Origin of the sequence: Dyella halodurans (assembly GCF_026283925.1) — a bacterium.
Classification (GTDB): domain Bacteria; phylum Pseudomonadota; class Gammaproteobacteria; order Xanthomonadales; family Rhodanobacteraceae; genus Dyella; species Dyella halodurans.
Genome location: NZ_JAPDPF010000011.1, coordinates 1 through 23792 on the forward strand (window position 1 = coordinate 1; position 23792 = coordinate 23792).

Below are 23792 nucleotides of genomic sequence, written 5' to 3' on the forward strand. Positions count from 1 at the left end.
TTTCGCGCCTTCGGATACTGCGAGCGTTTCGACCGTCGGCTGGACCTGCTTTAAGTCCTCACCGCTTTGGCGCGTTGCGGTGTAGCCGCTGTGTAGCGGCCGTGGGCCGCCCGCCATTTGCTCGCCTCGACCTTCCAACGCTTCTATTCAACGGAGTGCTACCAGCTTCTAGAGGCCATTTCTTTGGGTTACTTTTCTTTGGGCCAGCAAAGAAAAGTGACTCGAGCGCCGGCAGGCGATCGAAACGCCCGCTGCGTAAGCGGCAACCTGGCCAAAACGCTCGGTTGTAGCGTAACCGCAAGCACCCACCCCTCATCCCAGCCTTCTCCCCTTTGGGGAGAAGGAGCACAGCAGCACCCGCTTCGTCCCACGGGCACTTCCTTCGGGCGTAAGCGGCAAGCTGGCCATATCGCTCGGTTGTCGCGTGACCGGGAGCACCCGCCCCTCATCCCAACCTTCTCTCCAAGGGGGAGAAGGAGCAGAGCTCGCCCGTTGCACCCCACAGGGACTACCTTCGGGTCACCCGGAGAGGAGAAGGGCCACAACGGCCCCCAGCCCCACACCAGCTATACTTTGCGACCCCCAAAGAACCAGTAACCGCCGTGACCCACGAACTCGCCTCCATCATCGACTTCATTCGTTACGGCGCCAGCCGCTTCTCGGCGGCCGGGCTGACCTTCGGGCATAGCCACGACAATCCCATCGACGAGGCCACCCATCTGGTGCTCGCCAGCGTGCACCTGCCGCCGGATATTCCGCCGGCCTATGGGGCAGGCAGGCTGACCACCGAAGAACGCGAGCGCGTGCTGGCCTTGATCGAGCGTCGCGTCACCGAGCGCCTGCCGGTCGCCTACCTGGTGGGTGAAACCTGGTTCGCCGGCTTGAAGTTCAAGAGCGATCGCCGCGCCCTGGTGCCGCGTTCGCCGATCGCCGAGCTGATCGAGTCGGGCTTCACGCCGTGGCTGGATCACCGCCAGGTCGAGCGGGCGCTGGACCTGTGCACCGGCTCGGGCTGCATCGGCATCGCGATGGCCGAGTACAACCCGGACTGGCAGGTCGATATCGTCGATGTCAGTGACGAGGCGCTGTCGCTGGCGCGCGAGAACATCGTGTTCCAGCATGTCGAAGGTCGCGTCGAGGCGGTCAAGTCTGACCTGTTCAATGGGCTGAAGGGACGCCGTTACGACCTTATCGTCTCCAATCCGCCTTATGTCACCGAAGACGAATACGCCGCGCTGCCGGGCGAGTACAGCCATGAGCCCAAGCTTGGCCTGACTTCGGGCGAGGATGGCCTGGATATCTGCGTGCGCATGCTGAACGAGGCGGCTGATTACCTGACTGAAGACGGCCTGCTGATCGTCGAGGTGGGCGAGAGCGAGCACGCGCTGGCGGCCCTGCTGCCGGAAGTCCCGTTTGTATGGATCGAGTTCAAGGTGGGTGCGATGGGCGTGTTCGCGCTGGAGCGGCGCGATCTCATCGAGCATGCCGGGGCGATTCGTGCGGCGGCCGAGGCACGTCGATAAGCCGGGGCCCCCACGGTCCGCGCCGGAGCCTGGGCCGTGTTTGGTTGCAAGTAAAACCATCGGCGATACGGGGGCAAGCCCACCCGCTGGCGCGCCACAGAGGGTAAGCTGTGACGCTTTCCCGCTTGTCATTGCGCCCGTGTCCAGCAATTCCTTCGGCAAACTGTTTACCGTCACCACCTTCGGCGAGAGCCACGGACCGGCCATTGGCTGCGTGATCGATGGTTGTCCGCCGGGCCTGGCCATTGCGCCGGAGGAATTCCGCGCCGATCTCGATCGTCGCGCCACCGGCAAGAGTCGACACACCTCGCAGCGGCGCGAAGCCGACGAGGTGGAAATCCTTTCCGGCGTGTTCGAGGGTCGCACTACCGGCACGCCGATCGCGCTGCTGATCCGCAACACCGACCAGCGCAGCAAGGATTACGGCGATATCGCGGCGACGTTCCGCCCCGGGCACGCCGATTACACCTATTGGCAGAAGTACGGCATTCGCGATCCGCGCGGCGGCGGGCGTTCGTCCGCGCGCGAGACGACCATGCGCGTGGCCGCTGGCGTGATCGCGAAGAAATGGCTGGCCGAGCGCCATGGTGTGCGTGTGCGCGGCTACATGGCGCAGATCGGCGAGATCACCCCCGGCACCTTCGATTGGGATGTGGTCGAGCAGAATGCGTTCTTCTGGCCCGATGCCCATGAGGTGGCAGCGCTGGAGTCGTATATGGACGCCTTGCGCAAGTCCGGCGATTCGGTCGGTGCCCGCGTGAACGTGGTGGCCGAGGGCGTGCCTCCAGGCTGGGGCGAGCCGATCTACGGCAAGCTCGATGGCGACCTGGCCGCCGCGCTGATGTCAATCAATGCAGTGAAGGGCGTGGAGATTGGCGATGGTTTCGCCGTGGTCACCCAGCACGGCAGCCAGCATCGTGATGAAATGGCCGTGGACGGCTTTACGTCCAATCATGCGGGCGGGATCCTGGGTGGCATCAGCACCGGCCAGGCGGTCATCGCCTCGATGGCGCTCAAGCCGACCTCCAGCATCCTCATCCCCGGGCGTAGCGTGAACCTGGCTGGCGAGGCGGTCGAGGTGGTGACCAAGGGGCGTCACGACCCTTGTGTCGGTATCCGCGCCACGCCGATTGCCGAGGCGATGGTGGCGCTCGTGCTGATGGATCACGCGCTGCGCCATCGCGCCCAATGCGGTGACGTGGGTGAGGTGAGTCCCCGCATTCCCTAGATTTCGGGTGCCTGGCTTGATGCCTCGCCCCATGCAGAGAGTTTGAAGTACCGCTGATGATCGCCAAACCGAAAGTCTGGGTCGCGCGCCCTTTGTTTCCCGATGTGCTGGCGCGTCTGGCCGAATACGTGGACGTGCAGGCCGAGGCCGTGGAGCGAAAGCACAGCGCGGCGGAATTGCGGGAGAAACTGGCCCATGTCGATGGCGCCTTGATCGGGCTGTCGGACCGCATCGACGCCGCCGTGCTCGAGGGCAACCAGCGGCTCAAGGTGGTGGCCAATCTGGGCGTCGGCTACAACAATCTCGATCTCGATGCGATGTCCAAGGCCGGCGTGCTCGCCTGCAACACGCCCGACGTGCTGACGGAAACCGTGGCCGACTACGCCTGGGCCCTGATGCTGGCCGCCGCCCGTCGCATGGGTGCGGCGGAACGCTGGCTGCGGGCAGGGCACTGGGCGACCAGCCGCATGCGTTTCGACGACTGGCTGGGCGTCGATGTGCACGGTCGGACGCTCGGCATCCTGGGCATGGGGCGCATCGGTCGCGCGATCGCGCGCCGGGCTGCCGGCTTCGATATGCGGGTGATCTATCACAACCGTTCACGCTTGCCCGAGGCGGTCGAGCGCGAATCCGGCGCCACCCTGGTAGGCAAGCCCGAACTGCTGCGCCAGGCAGATCATCTGCTGCTGGTGCTACCTTTCACGGTCGCGAACCGGCATGCGATCGGCGCCGAAGAGCTGGCCCAGATGAAGCCCTCGGCGGTGCTGGTGAATATCGCCAGGGGCGGCATCGTGGATGATGCGGCGCTGGCGGCCGCCTTGCGCGATGGCAAACTGGCGGCAGCCGGCCTGGATGTCTTCGAGGGCGAACCGGTGGTGCATCCGGACCTGCTGGCGTTGGACAATGTGGTGCTGAGCCCGCATATCGCCAGCGCCAGCGAAGATACGCGCCGCTCCATGGCCCGGGTGGCGGCCGAAAATGTGATCGCTGCCCTGGGTTGCGGTGAAGCGGCCGGAAAGCCGCCGACGCCGCTCAATCCGGCGGTGATGAGCCACTGGGCGACACGCAAAGCGTGACGATATTCACGCTCGGGCGTGTCGCAGGTTGTTTTGCGCGCCGTCCCGGCTAGATTTCCGCTAAGGCGGAGATCGGCGGACGGTTTTCCGATTACCCCTACCTGATACCGGAATATGAGCAAGAAGAGCAGTTACAAGGTGGCAATGGTTGGCGCGACAGGCGCCGTGGGCGAAACCCTGCTGGCGATCCTGGCCGAGCGCGAATTTCCGATCAGCGAGCTGGTGCCGCTGGCCAGCGAGCGCTCGGCGGGCGAAAAAATCGCCTTCGACGGCAAACAGGTCACCGTGCGCAATCTTGCCGACTACGATTTCGACGGCGTCGATATCGCGTTCTTCTCGGCCGGCGGTTCGGTCAGTCGCGAGCATGCGCACCGCGCCGCGGCCGCGGGCGCGGTGGTCATCGACAATACCTCGGAGTTCCGCTACCAGGACGATATCCCGCTGGTGGTGAGCGAGGTCAATCCGCACGCCATCGCCGAGTACACCCGTCGCGGCATCATCGCCAACCCGAACTGCTCGACCATGCAGATGCTGGTCGCCCTGGCGCCGATCCACCGTGCGGTCGGCGTCGAGCGCATCAACGTGGCGACCTACCAGTCGGTCTCCGGCGCCGGTCGCAGCGGCATGGAAGAGCTGGGCCAGCAGACCGCGGCCATGCTCAGCTTCAAGGATGTCGAGGCGAAGAAATTCTCCAAGCAGATCGCCTTCAACGTGATTCCGCACATCGACGACTTCCAGCCCAACGGCTACACCAAGGAAGAAATGAAGATGGTGTGGGAGACGCGCAAGATCCTCGAGGACGACACCATCCAGGTGAATCCGACCGCCGTGCGCGTGCCGGTGTTCTACGGCCATGCCGAGGCCGTGCACGTGGAGACGCGCGACAAGATCACCGCGGAACAGGCGCGTGCCCTGCTGGAACAGGCCGAAGGCGTGGTGGTGATGGACGAGCGCAAGGCCGGCGGCTACCCCACCCCGGTCAGCGACGCCGCCGGCAAGGACCCGGTTTTCGTGGGCCGCATTCGCGAAGACATTTCGCACGAGCGCGGCCTGGACCTGTGGATCGTCGCGGACAATATCCGCAAGGGCGCGGCGCTCAATGCCGTGCAGATCGCTGAATTGCTGATCGAGGATTACCTGTAATGAAAGGCATGCTGTCCGGGTTGGCGTGGTGTGTGCTGGCGCTGGCTGCGCCGGTCCGGGCAGCGGATGTCCAGTCGGCCGGCCCGATAAAGGACCCGAAGCGACTGGATCACGAAATCGCCACCCAGGCGGCGAAGGTCAAGGAGCTGCAAACGGGCGTTGAGCGGCAGGAATCCCTCACGCACCAGAACGATGCGAAACTGAAGCAGCAGGACCAGGCCATCGCCGAGCTGCAGCAACAACTCAAGGCACTCAAGGCGGCGCCACCGGGGAACGCGCACCCTTAGGCGGGCGGGGCGCGCCCGGGGCGCCTTTCCAAGCAAGAACAAACCGTAGCAAGATGTCGTAAGCATTGGCCAACGCTATTGTTGATTGGCCTTTACCTAACTAAAGTGACGCCTCGTTCCGGGTGCTGCCGCCAAGCGGTAAGCCGATAAGAAACGTCACGGGGTCGTTCGGGGGAATACGCGATGAATCGTTCGTTGAAGCTGTCGATGCTAATGGCGCTTGCCTTGGGCAGCAGCCAGGCAATGGCACTGGAGCTGGGCCAGATCCAGGTGAAGTCAGCCCTGGGACAGCCCTTGCTGGCCGAGATACCGGTAAACCCCGAGAGTCCGGCGGAATTGCAGAACCTCACCGCGCGGCTCGCGTCGGCCCAGGACGCGGCCTCGGCCGGCGTCGCCGCCGGCCCGACGATTCCCCTGGAATTTGCCGTGGTGGACGCTGCCAACGGCAAGAAGGTCATCCGCATCACCAGCAGTGCGCCAGTCAATGACCCCTATCTCGACCTGTTGGTCGAGGTCAACAACGGCGCCGGCAAGAGCCTGCGCGAATTCACCATCCTGCTCGATCCGCCGAATTCGACCGCCAGCGTGCCTGCCACGCGCGCGCCGGCGCAGGCCAGCCCCAAGGCTTCGCGTCACGCCACTGCGCCGACGCCGGCGGCTGCCAGCACCCAGAGCACGGCTGCCGCGGCACCCGCACCGGCTCCCGCAGCGAAGCCGGCCAAGCCAGCCCCCGCGCCTCGCGTGGCGGCCGGCGGCAGCTTCGGTCCGGTCGAAAGTGGCCAGACGCTCACCGCGATCGCGCATGAAACTGCGCCGGATGGCGTCGACGTCAACCAGATGATGCTGGCGCTCAAGCAGGCCAACCCGGATGCCTTCTACCGCGACAATATCAATGCCCTGAAGACCGGCGCCGTGCTGCGCGTGCCGTCTCGCGAGGATGCACAGGCCACCGCCCTGGCCGCTGCCATGGCCGAGGTGCGCCGCCAGAACGGCGACTGGCGCTCGGGCGCCGCCCGCGCGCCGACCACCGTGGCCGACGCTGGCACGCGCGCCAATGCGTCGTCGGCACCCACGGCCACGGCACCTGCCGGCGATCACCTGGCCCTGGTCCCGGCCAAGGAGGGCGCCGATAGCGCCGCCGGTCACGGCGGCAAGGGCGACAAGGCCGAGAAGGGCATGGCTGCCCTGCATCAGGATCTGTTGCGCAGCCAGGAATCGCTCACCACCCTGACCAAGCAGGGTGACGAGCTGAAGGCGCGCCTGAAAGACCTGGAAGACATCAACAGCAAGAACGAGCGCCTGCTCTCGCTCAAGGACAATGAGATCGCCGAGCTGCAGCACAAGCTGGCCGAAGCTCGCAAGGCGGCCGGCGCGCCTGCTGACGCGATGGTGGCCAAGCCGGCTGCGGCGACGACGGTGGCGACTGCGCCGGCCAGTGCGCCGGCCAAGGCGGTTACCGCGGAGACCGTGGTCAAGGCTGACGCCGCGACGGCCCAGCCCGCCCCAGCCAGCACCGCGCATGCTGCCGCCACCACGGCCACTGCCACGCCGGCTGCCAGCGCCAGCGCGCCGCAGGCCAGCGCGACACCGGCCGCGGCGAAGCCAGCGCCGGCCAAGCCGGTGGTGAAGCCGGCGCTCAAGCCGGCACCCGTGGCTGAGGAAGATCCCTGGTACATGCAGACCTGGGCCTGGGGCGCTGGTGCGGTAGCGGTGGTCGGACTGCTGCTGCTGGCCATGCGCGGACGCAGCCGCAAGCCGGCCGCGGCCGGAGCGGCGGGCGCTTCGTCGCTGGCCGATCACTTCGGCACCATCCCTGCAGCAGGTCACGGCGGCCCCGATCTGGATCAGGACGAACTGCTCGACCAGCTGGCCGAGCATCCGGACGACGTCGGCCTGCACCTGGAACTGGTCAGCCTTTATTACGTGCGCCGCGACGTCGAACATTTCGAGGCGGCGGCCGAGGCCATGCATGCGCATATTGCCGATCCGCATCAGCCGGAATGGCAGGACGTCGTGCACATGGGCGAGGACCTGGTGCCGGAGCACCCGCTGTTCGCTGCCGCTGCACCGGTGCCGCCGCGTGGTGCGGACGAGCGTGATGCGCTGCATCATTTCGACCTGGACAGCTATGTCAACGAGAGCAAGGCGAGCGAGCCGCCGCCGGCCCCGCAGCATGCGGCAAACCACAAGGTCAGCGAGTATCACTTCGACTTCGACCTGACGCCGCGCCCGGCACACGGCGCCGCTAAGGCCCCGGCGCATGAGTCGGAGGCCGTCATGGCCGGCAAGGACGTCGAGGAAGAGCTCGAGCCGCGGCATGCTTCGACCTGGGAGTTCACCGAGCCGGCAGAGGACATGCTGGCCGAGGAATCCCATCATGAGCTGGGCCAGCTCAGCGACGACCCGGTCGATACCAAGCTGGACCTTGCCCGCGCTTACGTGGACATGGGCGACCCGGATGGTGCACAGGCCATGCTCGAGGAAGTGATGCACGAAGGCACGCAGATGCAGAAGGACGTGGCCAAGCGCCTGCTCGACAGCCTGCACTGACGTACCCGGTGCATCATTGAGACTCCCACTCGGGCCGGCCTTTGCCGGCCCGAGTTCGTATGGAGCCTGCTAACCTGTGCGCCCTTGTTTTTCACGTTTATTTTTTCATGCGACTTGCCCTGGGTATCGAGTACGACGGCACCGACTTCTCCGGCTGGCAGCGCCTGAGCCACGGCGAAACCGTGCAAGGTGCGCTGGAGCGGGCGTTGTCGTTCGTCGCCGCCCAGCCCGTCGAAGTCACCTGCGCGGGGCGTACCGACGCCGGCGTGCATGGCCGTTGCCAGGTGGTGCATTTCGACACGGAAGTGCAGCGCGATCCGCGCAGCTGGGTGCTGGGCGGCTGCTCCAACCTGCCGTCCAGCGTGGCGGTGTTGTGGGCGCAACCGGTGGACCAGGCATTCCATGCGCGGTTCTCGGCGCGCAGCCGACGCTATCGCTACCGCATCCTCAATCGCCAGGTCCGCGGGGCGCTGGAAGCGCGCTATGTGACCTGGGAGCGCTTGCCCCTGGATGCCGCGCGCATGCATGACGCGGCCCAGGTGCTGATGGGCGAGCATGATTTCAGCGCGTTCCGCGCCATTTCCTGTCAGGCAGCGCACGCGCGCCGCGAAGTACGAGCGGTCAGCGTGCGGCGCGAGGACGAGCAGGTGATCATCGAGATCGAGGCGAATGCGTTCCTCCACCACATGGTGCGCAACATCGTCGGCTCGCTGCTGCCGATCGGGCGCGGCGAGCAGCCGGTGTCGTGGATGGGCGAGCTGCTGGCGGGTCGCAGCCGGGAGGTCGCCGGTCCTACCGCGCTGGCGTCGGGGCTGACCTTTATCGGTCCGCGTTACGAAGCGCATTGGGGCCTGCCAGCCGAGGTAAGCCAATGACCCGCATCAAATGCTGCGGCATGACCCGGGTCGAGGATGCGCTGCTGGCAGCGCGGTTGGGTGCGGATGCCATCGGTGTGGTGTTCACCGCGCGCAGTCGCCGTCGGGTGTCGTTGGAGCAGGCGCGCGCGATCTGCCGTGCCTTGCCACCCTTCGTTTCGACCGTGGCGTTGTTCATGGACGACGATGCGGGACTGGTGCAGGACGCGATCGACGCGGTGCAGCCCGATCTGTTGCAGTTCCACGGCAACGAACGCGACGACTGGTGCGCCCAATTCGGCCGGCGCTATCTGAAGGCCATCGCGATGGGCGAGGGCGCTGCCGCGTTGCCGCGCCTGCGCGACTATCCCGGCGCCGCTGGCCTGCTGCTGGATGGGCACGGTCTCGGCGAGGCGGGCGGCAGCGGCAAGGCGTTCGACTGGACCTTGATGCCGAAGGATCTGGCGCAGCCCTTGATCCTGGCCGGCGGGCTCACGCCCGCGAACGTGGCGCAAGCGGTCCGCATCGCCCAGCCCTGGGCGGTGGACGTGGCCAGTGGCATCGAGTCGGCGCCGGGCATCAAGGACCCGCACAAGATGGCGGATTTTGTGCGCGCCGTACGCGAGGCGAGCGCCGGCTGAGCAAGTCGGCGGGCTTGGGTTGCCGCGCGCCTACGATGGCGCCATGAATTCCCGCTGCAGCCAGAAGGTCAGCGCTTCAGCCCGCAGGGACGGCCCGCGGGCTGGCACGGCCAGCACCCATTGGCCTGCTGTTTCCTGAAACCCCCACGGCGCGATCAGGCGCCCGCTGGCCAGGTCATCGGCGACAAGCTGCGCCGGGGCGATGGCAGCGCCGCGGCCGCCCACGGCAGCTTCAACCAGGTGGTACAGGTGGGGATAGCCCGGTCCGAGCAGCAGCGCATCGCCCGGTAGGCCGACGCCTTGAAACCAGGTCTGCCACGCCTTCGGTCGCGATAGCGTGTGCAGCAAGGGCAGGTCCAGCAAGGCTTCAGGCGCGGCGTGGACGAGTGCCTGGTCCTGGGCGTACTGCGGGCTGACCACCGGGCCGATCCGTTCGCGCGCCAGCGGTCGAACCTGCCAGGTCGCCGGCCACGGTGGTTCGCCGGCCAGCAGGGCGGCATCGAGTCCGTTCAGCGCCTCGTCGAATCGCGTTTCCTGTGGGCGAAGATGCAGGGACAACTCAGGCAGGTCGGCCATCAGGCGCTCCAGCCGCGGAATCATCCAGCGCGCCAACAGGCTGACCGGGCAGCCCAGCACGAACGGCGCCAGCGAGGCGTCCTGGCGCAGTTCTTCGCAGGCTTCGCGCAGCTGGGCGAAGGCGGCCGTGCTGGTGTCGCGCAGGCGCTGGCCTGCGGGCGTCAGCGCCAGTCCCCGCCCCTGGCGCTGAAACAGGCTGAGCCCCATTTCGTCTTCCAGTGCGCGAATGTGTCGGCTGACGGCGCCGTGGGTGACGTGCAATTCGGTCGCCGCACGACTGACGCTGCCCAGGCGTGCTGCGGCTTCAAAAGCATGCAGGGCGTTTAGCGAGGGCAGCGGGCGGGGCATGGGATATGTGAGTTTTCCTGACAGTTTGTGGCCATCATATCGCTTTTGGCCATGCGTTCTTTGGGGTAGGGTGACCAGCGCATGGCGGGAGCGTTCCGCCGCCGTTTCACGAGTGGATTCATGAGCCAGATCACTGATTTCAGCGTCTATCCCGACGAGCACGGCCGCTTCGGCAACTACGGCGGCAGTTATGTCGCCGAAACCCTGATGGCGCCGCTGGCCGAACTGACCGAGGCCTATCTGCGGCTCCGCCAGGACCCCGAATTCCTGGCCGAGCTGGACCGCGACCTGAAGTACTACGTGGGCAGGCCCAGCCCGATCTACTACGCCGAGCGGCTGTCGCAGCACGTCGGCGGCGCACGCATCCTGCTCAAGCGCGAAGACCTGAATCACACCGGCGCGCACAAGATCAACAACACCATCGGCCAGGCCCTGGTAGCCAGGCGCATGGGCAAGCCGCGCATCATCGCCGAGACCGGCGCCGGCCAGCACGGCGTGGCCAGCGCCACCGTGGCGGCGCGCTTCGGGCTGAAGTGCGTGGTCTATATGGGCGCGGTCGATATCGAGCGGCAGAAGATCAACGTCTACCGCATGAAGCTGCTCGGCGCCGAGGTGGTGCCGGTCACCTCCGGCTCGAAGACGCTCAAGGACGCGCTTAACGAGGCCATGCGCGACTGGGTCACCAACGTGGCCGACACCTTCTACATCATTGGCACCGTGGCTGGCCCGCATCCGTATCCGCTGATGGTGCGCGACTTCAACGCGATCGTCGGCCGGGAAGCGCGCGAGCAGATGCTGGAACAATTCGGTCGCCTGCCGGACGTGCTGACGGCCTGCGTCGGCGGCGGCTCGAACGCGATCGGCCTGTTCCACGCTTTCCTCAACGATGCCAAGGTGCGCATCGTGGGCGCCGAGGCGGCGGGCGAGGGGATTGCGACGGGGCACCACGCAGCCTCGCTGGCGGCGGGTCGTCCAGGCGTGCTGCACGGCAATCGCACCTATGTGCTGTGCGACGACAACGGCCAGATCACCGAGACGCATTCGGTCTCGGCCGGTCTCGACTATCCCGGGGTCGGTCCCGAGCATGCATTCCTCAAGGATGCCGGCCGCGCGGAATATGTCGGTGTCACCGATGACGAGGCGCTCGAGGCTTTCCATCTCCTGGCGCGCACCGAAGGCATCCTGGCTGCACTGGAGTCCAGCCACGCCGTCGCGCAGGCGATCAAGCTGGCGCGCGAGTATCCGAAGGACGGCCTGGTGCTGTGCAACCTCTCCGGTCGCGGCGACAAGGACGTTCACACGATTGCCGCACGCGAAGGAGTGCAGGTATGAGTCGCATCGATCGCCGCTTCGCCCAGCTGAAGGCGGCTGGCCGCACCGGCCTGATTCCTTTTGTCACCGCAGGCGATCCGGCGCCGCAACATGCAGTAGCCCTGATGCATGCCCTGGTCGAGGCGGGCGCCGACGTGATCGAGCTCGGTGTGCCGTTTTCCGATCCCATGGCCGATGGCCCGGTGATCCAGCACGCCAGCGAGCGCGCCATCGAGAAGGGTGTCGGCCTGGTCGATGTGCTGGGCTATGTGGCCGAGTTCCGGCGGCGTGATGCGGACACCCCGGTGGTGTTGATGGGCTACCTCAACCCGATCGAGATCCATGGTTACGCCCGTTTCGCTGCCGAGGCGGTGCAGGCGGGGGTCGATGGCGTGCTGGTGGTCGATTGTCCGCTGGAAGAATCGGCCGTGCTGCAGCCACTGCGCGATGCTGGCCTGCAGCAGATCCTGCTCGCGGCGCCCACCACCGCACCCGGGCGTATGGTGGAGTTGTGCGGGTCGGCCCAGGGTTTCCTGTACTATGTCTCGTTCGCCGGCATCACAGGCGCAGCGCGATTGAGCACCGGCGACATCGCCGCGCGCGTGGCCGAGATCCGGGCGAAGTCCAAGGCTCCGGTGGCCGTTGGCTTTGGTGTGCGCGATGCGCAGACCGCCACGGCAATCGCCGGTTTTGCGGATGCGGTGGTGATCGGCAGCGCGCTGGTGGAGCGGCTGGCCGGTGCGGAGGACGTCGAGGACGTCACCGCGCGGGCACGCGCTTTCCTCGCCCCGATTCGCGCCGCGTTGGATGCGCATTGAGCACACGCTGCGTCTGACGCGGCGTCGCGTCATGAACGTTTGAGGTGTTGCGATGAACTGGCTGCAGAAAATCATGACTCCGCGTGCCCGCACGCAGGCTTCCTCCACCGCCGGCAAGGGCAAGGTGCCCGAGGGCGTGTGGGAGAAGTGCGGCGGTTGCGGCACCGTGCTGTATCGCCCGGAGCTGGAACGCAACCTGATGGTCTGCCCCAAGTGCGGCCATCACCACAACATCGACGCCCGCGCGCGTCTCGATTCCTTCCTCGACGCGGGCTCGACGCAGGAGTTGTGGGCCAGCATGGAGCCCAGCGATCCGCTGAAGTTCCGCGACTCCAAGAAGTATCGCGACCGCATCATCGCGGCGCAAAAGTCGACCGGCGAAAAGGACGCTCTGCTGGCCATGAGCGGTCGCCTCAAGGGTCGTCCGTTGATGGCCGTCGCGTTCGAGTTCTCCTATATGGGCGGTTCGATGGGCTCGGTAGTGGGTGAGAAGTTCACCCGCGCCGCCGAACGCGCGCTGGCCGATCGCAGTGCCCTGGTGTGCTTCTCCGCCACCGGTGGCGCGCGTATGCAGGAGTCGCTGTTCTCGCTGATGCAGATGGCGAAGACGTCGGCGGCGCTGGCGCGCATGCGCGATGCCGGCGTGCCGTATATCAGCGTGCTGACGCACCCCACCACCGGCGGCGTGTCGGCCAGCCTGGGCATGCTGGGTGACATCAATGTCGCCGAGCCGAAGGCGCTGATCGGCTTTGCCGGCCCGCGCGTGATCGAACAGACCGTGCGCGAGACGCTGCCGGAAGGCTTCCAGCGTTCGGAGTTCCTGGTCGAGCATGGCGCCGTCGACCTGATCGTCGATCGTCGTGAGATGCGCGACAAGCTGGCCGATCTGCTCGGCCTGCTGATGAAGGCGCCGCGCGTCGCCTGATCGCGCTACAACGAGGCTTGATCAAGAACAGCGTCTCGCCCAGCGAGGCGCTGTTTTCGTTTGCGTCGATTGAAGTTCTCCACAACTAATGTGGATGCAACCTGGGTAAGCCTGTGGAAAAGCCCGCTTGGGGCCTTTGACGACAAGCACTTGCTACACCGTGATGAAGATATGACCAGAACGCGCGCAAGTGCGCTGCACTTTTCCACAGCCACTGTGGACGCGCTCGGGGTAAGCCTGTGGAAAAGTGCTGTTGCATGCTTTGCGGTCAGGCACTTGCTACACCGTGATCACTATTTGCGCAGCTGCTGGCAGCGGCTGATGCGGAGTTTTCCACAGCGATTGTGGATGGTGTTTGCGTAAGCCTGTGGACAAGCTTGAATGTGACCTTTGCGAACAGGCACTTGTTACGCCGTGACGATGTTTTGATCAGCACGCGCGCGCGAATCGGTGACGAGGGCCCGTGTGTTTTCCACAGCCGATGTGGATGCGCGACGGTAAAGCCTGTGGATAGGTGTGCTATCCGCTTGAGTTCAAAGCAACTGCGACGCACTGGCCACGAAATGCGCAGCGCGGTGAATCACAGCATCAGCGAATGCAACGGCAGCAACCACAGCGAGAGCGCACCCAGCGCGCTGCCAATCAGCGTCGCCGCGAACACATCGCTGGGATAGTGCAATCCCAGTATCACGCGTGACGCGCCCACCAGGGTGGTGAACGTCAGCAGCAACGGGGCCAGCACCGGATACCAGGCGAGTGCCACCACGGTGAAGCTCACCGCCTGCAAGGTATGGCCGGAAGGAAAACTGAATTCGTCCAGCGGCGGCACGTGCGCGATCACGCCTGGGCAGGCGCGGAACGGGCGTGGCCGGCGCGTATAGCGTTTGAGCAGGCGATAGAGCAGCAATGCGGCGAGTCCCGTCACCGCCATCTGCGTGGCCGCGAGCAGGCCGTGGCGGCCGCCGACCAGGGCGAGCACCAGCATCAGCGAATACCAGAACACCCCATCACCGAGTCGGCTGATGATGCCGAAGAACACGCCGACGGCGCGGCGTGTGCCCCAGCGGTTCGCCGCCACGCACATGCGGCGGTCAATGGCCAGCCTGGGGCCGGCAGGCAACTCAGGCGTGTGCAACGGCGGCATGGCGTTCATGAGTGAGCTCCTGGGCCAGTTCACGCAACAGGTTTTCGAACTCGCCGATAACCGCATCCGGCGAGAGATTGGCGATGCTGGCGTGCGCCGCGCGCCCCATGTGACGAATCAGGCTCGCGTTGCTGGCCAGGGTCGTGGCGGATTGGATAAAGGCTTTCTCGTCGCCGACGTCGATGCGATAGCCGTTGTGGCCGCTGTGCAGATGCTCGCGCGCGGCGCCTTCCTCGTAGGCGACCACGGGCAGGCCGGAGGCGAGCGCTTCGAGGATGACGTTGCCGAACGTCTCGCTGAGGCTGGGAAACGGAAACAGGTCCGCGCTGGCGTAATGGCGCGCAAGCATTTCACCGCGCTGCATGCCGGCGAAAATGAAATCCGGATTCGCTTCCTGCAATGCCGCGCGAGCCGGGCCATCGCCCACCCACACATAACGTGCGTTGGGCACCAGCTGCTGGATGGCGCGGAACGTACGCACGGCAAGATCGAGGTTCTTCTCCGGCGCGATGCGTCCCACATACAACACGACCGGCGTGTTGCCATCCACGCCCCAGCTACGGCGCAGTTCGACATCGCGGTAGCGCGGATGAAACAGCTGGGTGTCGACCGCGCGACGAAGCAGGCGAGCCGTGTCGACGCCGAGGGCGGCCAATTCCTTGGCCAAGGCCTCCGTCGGCACCAGGGTGGCTGCCGCGCGGCGATGGAATCGACGCAGGTAATTCCTCACCACCGGCGTAAGAAAGCCGACGCCGTAGTGGTCGGCATAGGTGTCAAAGCGGGTATGGAAGCCGGTGGCGGTGGGGATGCCGAGCCGCTTGGCAGTGCGCACGGCAGACCAGCCCAAGGGGCCTTCGGTGGCGACGTAGATCGCGTCGGGACGCAGGCGGGTCCAGCGCTCCCGCAGTGCGCTGCTGGCGGGAAGGCCGAAGCGCAGGCCTGGGTAGCGGGGCAGGGAGGCCCCACGGACTTCCAGCGTGGTGATGCCCGGTTCGTCGTCGAACACTTGCTGTTGGCGGGGGCGGATCAGATCGACCGTGTGGCCATGCGACGCCAGTCCGGCGGCGAGGCTGTGCACGGTCAGTGCCACGCCGTTGATTTCGGGTGGATAAGTCTCGCTGACAATGCCGATGCGCACTTGTACATACCGTCTGCTGGCCCGGAGCAGATTCCACCCGTGGCGTTGCCGGGGCGTGGCGTACGTATGACGACGGCGTGACGGCGGTTCCGCAGCGTCGCTGCAAACGCTGAGAATGCTTTTGGACGAGTACACTCCCCGCACCTGTCACCGAGGAGACACGTCGATGAAACGCATCTTGCTCGCCCTGGCCCTGGCCACCTTGACTTGCAGTGCCTTCGCCGCCGATGCACCGGGATTGCCGGTGACAAAGGCCCCCGCGGGTGCCGAGGTCTACATCGTCTCGCCGAAGGACGGTGCCACCGTGGGCCAGGAATTCACCGTGGTATTCGGCCTCAAGGGCATGGGTGTCGCGCCCGCCGGGGTGAAGAAGGAAGGTACCGGCCACCATCACCTGCTGGTCGATGTGACCGACATGCCGGCCGCCGGCCAGCCGATTCCAAAGGACGAGCACCACCTGCACTTCGGCAACGGCCAGACCGAAACCACGCTCAAGCTCGCACCGGGCACGCACACCCTGCAGCTGGAGCTGGCCGACGAGAATCATCTTCCGTTCGACCCGCCGCTGGTGTCGCCGAAGATCACCGTGCACGTGAAGTAAATCCGGTCCGGGGCGGCGGTCCGATGCGATCGCCGCCTCCGGCTCGCCGGTCGACGGTGCGGATCGGCTAAAATCTTCGTTTTCGCCTTTCAAGACAGCCGCGTCCTATGACCGTCCGCACCCGCTTTGCCCCCAGTCCCACCGGCTTCCTGCATATCGGCGGTGCACGCACCGCACTCTATTGCTGGCTGGAGGCGCGTCGCCGCGGTGGCGAATTCGTGCTGCGCATCGAGGATACCGATCGCGAGCGCTCCACCGAGGAGGCCGTCCAGGCCATCCTCGACGGCATGCACTGGCTTGGCCTCAATCACGATGAAGGTCCGATCTACCAGACCGCCCGCCTGGAGCGCTACAAGCAGGTCGCCGACGAGCTGTTGAAGGCCGGCAAGGCCTACTACGCCTACGAGAGCAAGGACGAGATCGAGGCCATGCGCAACGAGGCCATGGCCAAGGGCGAGAAGCCCCGCTACAACGGCTATTACCGCGAGCGCAACGAGCCGTATCGCGACGATCCGAACCGCGTGATCCGTTTCAAGAACCCGACCGAAGGCTCGGTGGTGTTCGACGACAAGGTCAAGGGCCGGGTGGAGTGGAGCAATAGCGAGCTGGACGACCTGGTGATCTTCCGATCCGACGGTTGGCCCACCTACAACTTCGCTGTGGTGGTCGACGATATCGACATGGGCATCACCGAGGTGATCCGTGGCGACGACCATGTCAACAACACGCCGCGCCAGATCAATATCTACCACGCGCTGGGCGCGCCGGTGCCGGAGTTCGCGCACCTGCCGATGATCCTGGGCCCGGACGGCCAGAAGCTCAGCAAGCGCCACGGTGCGGTAAGCGTGATGCAGTATCGCGACGACGGCTTCCTGCCGCACGCACTGCTGAACTACCTGGTGCGACTGGGCTGGTCGCATGGCGACCAGGAAATCTTCTCCGCCGAGGAGATGGTGCGTCTGTTCGACATCGGCGACGTCAACAAGGCCGCCTCGCGCTTCGACGTGACCAAGCTGTCCTGGCTCAACCAGCACTACCTGAAGTCCGAAGATCCGGCCGCGATCGCGCCGGAATTCGAGTGGCACCTGAGCCAGGCGGGGATCGATTTCAACCAGGGACCGAAGCCGTCCGAAGTGATCGTGGCGCTGCGCGACCGCGTGCAGACGCTGAAGGAAATGGCCGAGCGCGCGAAGATCTGGTACGGGCCAATCCTGGAGTGGGACGACAAGGCCGTCGCCAAGCACCTGCAGAACGATAGCGCCGTAGCGGTGCTGGAGGCCGCCAAGGCGCTGCTGGCGGGGTGCGACTGGACGCCCGAGGCGATCCATCAGGTGATCGAGCAGGTCGCCGCCAAGCTGGAGCTGGGCATGGGCAAGATCGCCCAGCCGCTGCGCGTGGCGATGACCGGTACACAAGTGTCGCCGTCGATCGAGCACACCGTGTATCTGGCGGGCCGCGCGGAAGCGCTCAAGCGGGTCGATGACGCCATCGCCAAGGCGAAGGGCTGAGGCGCAAGAGGAAGCTGAGGCGAGCAGCGGCATAAAATCGGCTGGTCTCCCTCATCGTCATCCCCGCGAAAGCGGGGATCCAGCGACTTTACTGGCCGAAGCCAAGACACTGGATCCCCGCTTGACCAGCCCTTCGGCTGTTGAAAGCCGTGGGGATGACGGAGTCGTCAACCTGACTTCTCGCTCGCCTCCCACCCACCGCCCAGCGCCTGTATCAACGCCGCCGTATCACTAAGCCGCGCTGCCTGGGCTTGGATGCGCGCAATGCGCGCCTGTTGGTACGCCTGTTGCGCATTGATCAGCACCAACACGTTCACGTAGCCAAGCTGCTGCTGTTTCTGGGTGAGTTCCAGCGTGCGCGCTGCCGCGTGTTCGGCGTCGTCGGCCGCGGCAAAGGCCCGTGCGTCGCTGTCGATGGCATACAAGGTGTCGGCCACGTTCTGGAACGCGCCGAGCACCACGCTGCGGTATTGCGCGGCTGATTGCTGCAAGGCGGCTTCCGCGGCCCGTTGCTTGTGCTTCAGCGCACCGAAGTCGAACACGGTCTGGCTGACGCTGCCGGCCAGCGCCCAAAAAATATTGTCGTCGGTGAACATGCGGGTGAACGAGGTGGAACTACCGCCATAGGCACCGGAGAGGGTGAACTGTGGCAGGCGATTGGCCAGGGCCACGCCGACTTCGGCGCTGGCCGCATGCACATTCTCCTCGGCGGCGCGCACGTCGGGACGCTGGTCCACCAGCTGCGAGGGCACGCCTTGCGGCAGCGTCACCGGCAGGTTGAGGTGTTCGAGATCGAACTGCGCAGCGCCAGCCTGGTCGGGCGTGTCGCCGCACAGCACGGCCAGCAGGTCGCGATTCTGCTCCAACTGCTTCTGCAGCCCGGGCAAGGCTTGTCTGGCCTGGGCGAGCGCGCTTTCCTGGGCGGCGACATCCAGCCCGGAGGCGTAACCAAGCCGTGCCTGGTTATGCAGGATGTCCAGCGCTCGCGTCTGCGCAGTAATGACCGCCTCGGTCGCGTCGATCTGCGCGCGCAGCGATGCTTCCTGGATGGCCGCATTCACCACGTTGGAGGCCAGGCTGAGGCGTGCCGCTTCGAGTTGATAGCGCTGGTTCTCGGCCTGCGCCTGCAGTGACTCCACGGTGCGCCGGTTGAGCCCAAACACGTCCGGTGCGTAGCTGATATTCAGCTGCGTGGTGTGCAGCGTGTAGTAGGTGGCATTGGATGCGAGCGTGGGCGCCAGCGTGCCCACGGCGTCGCGCTGACGCGATGGCGTGTAGTTGAGCTGGGCCGACGGGAAATAAGTGGCGCGCTGTGCGGCGACGTTCTCCTGTGCCTGGCGCAGTGCCGCCATCGCGGCATCCAGGTCCGGATTGTGGGCCAGCGCACGCTGCACGCGATCGTTCAACGCAGCGGAGCCGAACACCTGCCACCACGTCTGCGCGATGGCCTGGCCGGCGGCCAGCTGCTGCAACTTGGCCTCGTCGTAGCCGGTCGCGGCAGGTAGCGCCTCGCGCGTGAACTGCGCAGGCGAGGGTGTTTCCGGACGCTGGTAGTTCGGGCCTACGGCGCACCCGCCGCAGCAGGTCGCCAGGGTCGTGGCCAGCAAGGTGCGGCGCCAGGTTTTCATGGGACGGCTCATGGCGCAGCTCCTTCCAGGCGTCGCTGCTTGCGTCGCTGCGACCATTCCACCACCAGCACCTGCAGGGCCGGTGCCACGACCAGCAGCATCACCGGACCCAGCAGCATGCCGCCGACCACCACGGTGGCCAATGGTCGCTGCACCTGGCTGCCGATGCCGGTGGACAGTGCCGCCGGCAACAGTCCGATGCAGGCCGACAGCGCGGTCATCAGCATCGGTCGCATGCGTTGCTCGGCGGCTCGATACATCGCCTCAATCGGCGTATGGCCCTCGAACAGCAGATGGTTGAAATAAGTGATCACCAGGATGCCGTTCATCACCGACACGCCAAACAGCGACACGAAGCCGATCGCCGCGGAGACGCTTAAATCAAGCCCGGACAGGTAAAGCGCGATGATGCCGCCCGCAATCGAGAACGGAATCGCGGCGAGCGTCAACAGACTGTCGCGCATGGAGTTGAACAAGGCGAACAGCAGGGCCAGGATCAGGCCGATCGCGATGGGCAGCACCACCGCGAGGCGATGCTTGGCCTGCTGCAGGTCCTCGAATTCGCCTGCCCAGGCCAGGTGATAGCCAGTGGGCAGGATGACGTGTTCGGCGATGCGCTGCTGGGCTTCGGCCACGGTGCTGCCCAGGTCGCGACCACGCACGCTGAATTTCACCGGCACGAAGCGCTCGTTGCGCTCGCGATAAATGTACGAGGCACCCGTGTCCAGCGAGATGGCCGCGACATCGCGCAGCGGCACATAGGCCGTACCGCCGTTCGGCAGCGCGTAACCCACCTGGATGTTGCCAATGGCCTGGATGCTGGAACGGAACTGCGGCGCCAGCCGTACCTGCAGCGAGAATTGTCGTTCGCCTTCCTGCACCACGGTCGCTTCCGTACCGCCTGCGGCTGCCTGCACCACGGTATTGATATCGCCGGTATTGAGGCCATAGCGGGCCGCCTTGGCGCGGTCGACCGTGATGTTGAGGTTGGGCTGGCCCAGTACATGGAATACGCCCAGATCCTGCACGCCGGGCACTTGCCGCATCTCATGCATCACCTGGTCCGCCAGGCGTTCCAGTTCCGGTAGCTCGGGACCGACGATCTTTACCGAATTCGCGCCCTTCACGCCGGACAGGCCTTCCTCGATGTTGTCCTGGATGTATTGGGAGAAATTGAAGTCGACGCCCGGCAAGGCGTTGTCGAACTCTTGCTGCAGCGAGGCGACCAGCTGGGCCTTGGTATGACCGCGAGGCCACTCACCCTCGGGTTTCAGTGGCACGAACAGCTCGACGTTGTAGAAGCCGGAGGCATCGCTGCCGTCGTCGGGGCGACCGTGCTGCGACACCGCGGTGATGACTTCGGGATGCTTCAACAGGATCTCGCGCATGCGGTCGACCTTGTCCTTGCCGGCCTCAAGCGAGATCGTGGTTGGCATCGATGCACGAATCCACAAATTGCCTTCTTCCAGCGCCGGCAGGAATTCGGTGCCGACCCGCGTCAACAGCAGCGTGGCGAACAACAGGAAGCCCACGCCGACCGCCACCGTGGTCTTGCGACGATCCAGCGCCCAGCGCAACACCGGCGAATACACGCGACGGATCGCGCGCACGAAGATCGTCTCGGTTTCCTTGATGTGCTTGGGCAGCAGCAAGGATGCCAGCACGGGCGAAATGGTAAACGTGGCAATCAAGGCGCCGGTCAGCGCATACGCATAGGTGCGCGCCATCGGATTGAAGATCTGTCCTTCCACGCCCTGCATGGTGAACAGCGGGATGAACGCGGCCACCGTGATGGCGGACGAAAACAGCACGGCGCGATCGACTTGGATCGTGCTGACAAACAGCAGGCGCAAGCGGTCGGTCCAGCCCTTGGCGGCACCGCCGCGCACATAGCCGGCCATGTCGCTTTGCGCGAGGTCCTGCAGCAGCTCCTGGTGTTCTGCCGAGGATTTCTGGAAATTGCGGAAGATGTTCTCGATCAGGATCACCGCCGAGTCGACGATGATGCCGAAGTCCACGGCGCCTACCGAGAGCAGGTTGGCCGAGTCGCCCAGGAGGACCAGGATGATGATGCTGAAGAACAGCGCGATGGGAATATTCGCGCTGACGATAATGGCGCTGCGCAGGTCGCCCAGGAAGATCCACTGGATCAGGAATACCAGCAGGCAGCCGAAAATCAGGTTGTGCAGCACCGTGTGCGTGGTCACCGCAATCAAGGTCGAGCGATCGTAGAACGGCACCAGCTTGACGCCCGCTGGCAGCGTGCCATCGCTATTGAGCTTGGTGATTTCGTCCTGGACCCTGGCCACCACTTCCTTGGTTTGCAGCGTGCGATTCATCACCACGATGCCGGTGACCACGTCGTCCTGGTGGTCGCGGCCGGCGCGCCCCAGTCGCGGCACGAAGCCGATCTTGACCTTGGCCAGGTCCTTGACCAGCACGGGCGTGCCGTTGGACTGGTTGAGCACGATGTTGCCGATGTCGTCGACGTCCTTGATCAAGCCGACGCCGCGGATATTCACCGACTGTTGCCCGATATTGATCGTCCGGCCGCCCACGTTGGTGTTGGCGTTGCCGATCGCTGCGACCAGCTGGGGCAGGGTGATGCCGTAGCCTTGCAACTTGTGCAGGTCGGCTTCGACGTCGTACTCCTTGGTCGTGCCGCCCCAGGTGACGACTTGCGCGATACCCGGCACCGACAGCAGCCGGCGCGTTACCACCCAGTCCTGCAGCGTGCGCAGATCGGTAAGGCTGGTGCCCGGCGGCCCCACCAGTTGGTAGCGGAAGATCTCACCGACCAGGCTGGAGGCCTGGATCTGCGGCTGCACGTTGTTTGGCAAGCTGACGTTTTGCTGCAGTGCCAGCGCGGCCTGCGTGTAGTCGAAGTAATAGTCCGTGCCGTACTTGAAGGTGACGCGCACGAAGGACAAGCCGTAGAACGAGGTGGAGCGGATGCTTTCCACGCCGGGCGTGGTGGCAAGCCCGACTTCCATCGGACGGGTATAGCTGCGCTCCATCTCCTCGGCCGACAGGCCGGGCGCCTGCGCAGTAATCTCCAGGATGACCGGTGCAGGGTTGGGATAGGCCTCGATATTGAGCCTGGAGTAAGCCGCCACGCCGGCCACGGCGAAGGCGGCCAGCGCCATCAGCACAATGGCGCGACGGGTCAGCGCGAACGCGACGATACCTCTGAGCACGATCAGTCCCTGATAAGGAAGGGGAGTGGCGCCACCGGCCCTACTGCGACTGCAGGGTCAGTGCGTTGCTGAGGAACAGCGCGCCTTCCGCCGCAATCTGCTCGTGGCTCGAAAGGCCGGACAGCACCGGGAAGTAGCCGTCCTGCGGTGCGCCGAGTTTCACCGGACGACGAGTGAAGCTGCGGCCGTCGCGGGTCGTGAAGATCACCATGCTGCCGTCGCCCTCACGCACCACCGCGTCTTCAGGCACCGCAATGTGGCGTGTCGGTTCGGCGGTACGGATGGTGTAGTCGGCCAACATCTGCGGCCGAAGGCCGGCGGCCGGCGCATGCAAGGTGGCGCGCACGACGACGCGATGCGTATTCGGATCGGAGCTGCTGCCCACGTAGTCGATCGGGCTCTCGAAGCGCTGGCCTGGTAGTGCGTCCAGGTTGGCGACCAGCGGCAGGCCTGGATGCAACAGGGGCGAATCAGTCTCGGCGACGTTCGCAACCAGCCACAAGCTGGACGCATCGGCGACATTGAACGGCGCCGGACTGCTGCCGGGCTGAATCAGGCTGCCGGGAGCGATATTGCGCGTGGCCACCAGGCCGGTGATCGGGCTGTTGATGCGCAATTCGCCATCGACGCGGCGTGCGGCCGCGATGCGGTCGATGTCGGCCTCGCTCTTGCCAAAAATCAGCAAGGCGCGACGTGCCGCCTGGTAATTGCCCTCGGCGGTTTGCTGGTCGGCTACGGCTTGTTCCAGGTCACGCGGTGCATTGGCCTGGACTTGCGCCATGCCCTTGGCCCGCGTCAGCGCGGCCCGGGTCTGCGTCCAACTGGCCGCGGCACTGACCAGGGTGGCTTCCGCCTGGGCGAGGTCGGGGCTGTCCACCGAAAACAGCGGCTGGCCCCGCGTCACGGCGTCGCCGGCCTTGGCGAATACCTCGCGCACGCGCCCTGCATACGGCGAGGTGACCTGGGCCAGGTGATCCTGATCGAAGTCCACATAGCCGACGGCCTGGATGTAAGGCGCAAAATCGCGATCGGTAGTCGAGGTCACATGGACCTGGCGCGCCTGCTCGGCATTGATCGTGACGGTCTGGCTCGATGCCGGCGCGGTGCGTGACGCGGCACCCGGTGGTGTAGTGCCGTGCTGTTGGCAAGACCAGGCGAGCAACATGGCCGCCAACAGGCAGCCGCCAGCGATGAATCGTTCGCCGAGTTTCTTCATGGCCCTCATTGCCGATCGCGCCAAACGCCGGGAGTGGCGTTTTGGTCTGGCTGGCGCTCGCGCACGGTATCGACGACGGC

Annotated in this window: 19 protein-coding genes; 13 read left to right on the forward strand and 6 right to left on the reverse strand. The window is 65.6% G+C overall.

Annotated elements, in window-relative coordinates:
• The first annotated feature begins 602 nt into the window (after positions 1–602).
• From prmB to OUZ49_RS18730, 8 genes are all read left to right on the forward strand, one after another.
• Positions 603–1523: a 50S ribosomal protein L3 N(5)-glutamine methyltransferase gene (gene prmB / locus OUZ49_RS18695; RefSeq protein WP_266152125.1), complete on the forward strand. Its 921-nt coding sequence runs from the start codon at positions 603–605 to the stop codon at positions 1521–1523.
• Between the two features lie 139 nt (positions 1524–1662).
• On the forward strand, positions 1663–2751 hold the full coding sequence (gene aroC / locus OUZ49_RS18700; protein WP_266152126.1) for a chorismate synthase: 1089 nt from the start codon (positions 1663–1665) through the stop codon (positions 2749–2751).
• 56 nt (positions 2752–2807) lie between these two features.
• Positions 2808–3827 (forward strand): 2-hydroxyacid dehydrogenase, encoded by a 1020-nt coding sequence (locus tag OUZ49_RS18705; protein ID WP_266152127.1) that lies wholly within the window; start codon positions 2808–2810, stop codon positions 3825–3827.
• A 114-nt stretch (positions 3828–3941) separates the two neighbouring features.
• Complete coding sequence (locus OUZ49_RS18710) at positions 3942–4970, forward strand: aspartate-semialdehyde dehydrogenase (RefSeq protein ID WP_266152128.1); 1029 nt, start codon at positions 3942–3944, stop codon at positions 4968–4970.
• Complete coding sequence (locus tag OUZ49_RS18715; protein ID WP_266152129.1) at positions 4970–5257, forward strand: hypothetical protein; 288 nt, start codon at positions 4970–4972, stop codon at positions 5255–5257. The genes OUZ49_RS18710 and OUZ49_RS18715 overlap by 1 nt, the downstream gene beginning before the upstream one ends.
• Before the next feature lie 183 nt (positions 5258–5440).
• Positions 5441–7807: a motility hub landmark protein FimV gene (locus OUZ49_RS18720; RefSeq protein WP_266152130.1), complete on the forward strand. Its 2367-nt coding sequence runs from the start codon at positions 5441–5443 to the stop codon at positions 7805–7807.
• A gap of 107 nt (positions 7808–7914) precedes the next feature.
• Positions 7915–8682 carry a tRNA pseudouridine(38-40) synthase TruA gene (gene truA, locus OUZ49_RS18725; protein WP_266152131.1) on the forward strand — a complete coding sequence of 256 codons (768 nt, stop codon included), beginning with the start codon at positions 7915–7917 and terminating at the stop codon, positions 8680–8682.
• Positions 8679–9302, forward strand: a complete 624-nt coding sequence (locus tag OUZ49_RS18730; protein WP_266152132.1) for a phosphoribosylanthranilate isomerase — start codon at positions 8679–8681, stop codon at positions 9300–9302. Before truA ends, OUZ49_RS18730 begins: the two co-directional genes overlap by 4 nt.
• 30 nt (positions 9303–9332) lie before the next feature.
• Here the strand turns inward: OUZ49_RS18730 and OUZ49_RS18735 are convergent, their stop codons facing one another.
• Positions 9333–10226 (reverse strand): LysR family transcriptional regulator, encoded by an 894-nt coding sequence (locus OUZ49_RS18735; protein WP_266152133.1) that lies wholly within the window; start codon positions 10224–10226, stop codon positions 9333–9335.
• A 120-nt stretch (positions 10227–10346) separates the two neighbouring features.
• On the opposite strand from OUZ49_RS18735, the gene trpB reads away from it, so the two are divergent.
• From trpB to accD, 3 genes are read left to right on the forward strand one after another with little or no spacing between them, the layout of a single operon-like run.
• A complete protein-coding gene (gene trpB / locus OUZ49_RS18740; protein ID WP_266152134.1) occupies positions 10347–11558 on the forward strand; it encodes a tryptophan synthase subunit beta in 1212 nt (403 codons plus the stop codon).
• A complete protein-coding gene (trpA, locus tag OUZ49_RS18745) occupies positions 11555–12355 on the forward strand; it encodes a tryptophan synthase subunit alpha (RefSeq protein WP_266152135.1) in 801 nt (266 codons plus the stop codon). Before trpB ends, trpA begins: the two co-directional genes overlap by 4 nt.
• 52 nt (positions 12356–12407) lie before the next feature.
• The gene (accD, locus tag OUZ49_RS18750) at positions 12408–13280 is read left to right on the forward strand and encodes an acetyl-CoA carboxylase, carboxyltransferase subunit beta (protein ID WP_266152136.1); all 873 of its coding nucleotides are present in this window, start codon (positions 12408–12410) and stop codon (positions 13278–13280) included.
• Positions 13281–13860: 580 nt separating this feature from the next.
• Here the strand turns inward: accD and OUZ49_RS18755 are convergent.
• Both OUZ49_RS18755 and OUZ49_RS18760 read right to left on the reverse strand, forming a co-directional pair.
• Positions 13861–14433 carry a phosphatase PAP2 family protein gene (locus tag OUZ49_RS18755; RefSeq protein ID WP_266152137.1) on the reverse strand — a complete coding sequence of 191 codons (573 nt, stop codon included), beginning with the start codon at positions 14431–14433 and terminating at the stop codon, positions 13861–13863.
• Positions 14402–15562: a glycosyltransferase family 4 protein gene (locus OUZ49_RS18760; protein ID WP_266152138.1), complete on the reverse strand. Its 1161-nt coding sequence runs from the start codon at positions 15560–15562 to the stop codon at positions 14402–14404. The genes OUZ49_RS18755 and OUZ49_RS18760 overlap by 32 nt, the downstream gene beginning before the upstream one ends.
• Before the next feature lie 166 nt (positions 15563–15728).
• Here OUZ49_RS18760 and OUZ49_RS18765 point away from each other — a divergent pair, with 166 nt between their 5' ends.
• Positions 15729–16163 carry a DUF4399 domain-containing protein gene (locus tag OUZ49_RS18765; RefSeq protein WP_266152140.1) on the forward strand — a complete coding sequence of 145 codons (435 nt, stop codon included), beginning with the start codon at positions 15729–15731 and terminating at the stop codon, positions 16161–16163.
• Between the two features lie 107 nt (positions 16164–16270).
• Positions 16271–17671, forward strand: a complete 1401-nt coding sequence (gltX, locus tag OUZ49_RS18770; RefSeq protein ID WP_266152141.1) for a glutamate--tRNA ligase — start codon at positions 16271–16273, stop codon at positions 17669–17671.
• A 167-nt stretch (positions 17672–17838) separates the two neighbouring features.
• Here gltX and OUZ49_RS18775 read toward each other — a convergent pair whose 3' ends face one another.
• From OUZ49_RS18775 to OUZ49_RS18785, 3 genes are read right to left on the reverse strand one after another with little or no spacing between them, the layout of a single operon-like run.
• Entirely contained in the window at positions 17839–19299 is a 1461-nt protein-coding gene (locus OUZ49_RS18775; protein ID WP_266152201.1) for an efflux transporter outer membrane subunit, read from the reverse strand.
• A gap of 8 nt (positions 19300–19307) precedes the next feature.
• Positions 19308–22496, reverse strand: coding sequence for an efflux RND transporter permease subunit (locus OUZ49_RS18780; RefSeq protein ID WP_266152142.1), 3189 nt, complete (start codon positions 22494–22496; stop codon positions 19308–19310).
• A 40-nt stretch (positions 22497–22536) separates the two neighbouring features.
• Positions 22537–23712 (reverse strand): efflux RND transporter periplasmic adaptor subunit, encoded by a 1176-nt coding sequence (locus OUZ49_RS18785; RefSeq protein ID WP_266152143.1) that lies wholly within the window; start codon positions 23710–23712, stop codon positions 22537–22539.
• Positions 23713–23792 lie beyond the last annotated feature (80 nt).

What these genes read in the sequence shown, in the direction of transcription:
- OUZ49_RS18705 (WP_266152127.1), top strand. Translation starts at nt 2,808, where the DNA reads ATGATCGCCAAACCGAAAGTCTGGGTCGCGCGCCCTTTGTTTCCCGAT.
- OUZ49_RS18710 (WP_266152128.1), top strand. Translation starts at nt 3,942, where the DNA reads ATGAGCAAGAAGAGCAGTTACAAGGTGGCAATGGTTGGCGCGACAGGC.
- OUZ49_RS18715 (WP_266152129.1), top strand. Translation starts at nt 4,970, where the DNA reads ATGAAAGGCATGCTGTCCGGGTTGGCGTGGTGTGTGCTGGCGCTGGCT.
- OUZ49_RS18720 (WP_266152130.1), top strand. Translation starts at nt 5,441, where the DNA reads ATGAATCGTTCGTTGAAGCTGTCGATGCTAATGGCGCTTGCCTTGGGC.
- truA (WP_266152131.1), top strand. Translation starts at nt 7,915, where the DNA reads ATGCGACTTGCCCTGGGTATCGAGTACGACGGCACCGACTTCTCCGGC.
- OUZ49_RS18730 (WP_266152132.1), top strand. Translation starts at nt 8,679, where the DNA reads ATGACCCGCATCAAATGCTGCGGCATGACCCGGGTCGAGGATGCGCTG.
- OUZ49_RS18735 (WP_266152133.1), bottom strand. Translation starts at nt 10,226, where the DNA reads ATGCCCCGCCCGCTGCCCTCGCTAAACGCCCTGCATGCTTTTGAAGCC.
- trpB (WP_266152134.1), top strand. Translation starts at nt 10,347, where the DNA reads ATGAGCCAGATCACTGATTTCAGCGTCTATCCCGACGAGCACGGCCGC.
- trpA (WP_266152135.1), top strand. Translation starts at nt 11,555, where the DNA reads ATGAGTCGCATCGATCGCCGCTTCGCCCAGCTGAAGGCGGCTGGCCGC.
- accD (WP_266152136.1), top strand. Translation starts at nt 12,408, where the DNA reads ATGAACTGGCTGCAGAAAATCATGACTCCGCGTGCCCGCACGCAGGCT.
- OUZ49_RS18755 (WP_266152137.1), bottom strand. Translation starts at nt 14,433, where the DNA reads ATGAACGCCATGCCGCCGTTGCACACGCCTGAGTTGCCTGCCGGCCCC.
- OUZ49_RS18765 (WP_266152140.1), top strand. Translation starts at nt 15,729, where the DNA reads ATGAAACGCATCTTGCTCGCCCTGGCCCTGGCCACCTTGACTTGCAGT.
- gltX (WP_266152141.1), top strand. Translation starts at nt 16,271, where the DNA reads ATGACCGTCCGCACCCGCTTTGCCCCCAGTCCCACCGGCTTCCTGCAT.
- OUZ49_RS18775 (WP_266152201.1), bottom strand. Translation starts at nt 19,299, where the DNA reads ATGAAAACCTGGCGCCGCACCTTGCTGGCCACGACCCTGGCGACCTGC.
- OUZ49_RS18785 (WP_266152143.1), bottom strand. Translation starts at nt 23,712, where the DNA reads ATGAAGAAACTCGGCGAACGATTCATCGCTGGCGGCTGCCTGTTGGCG.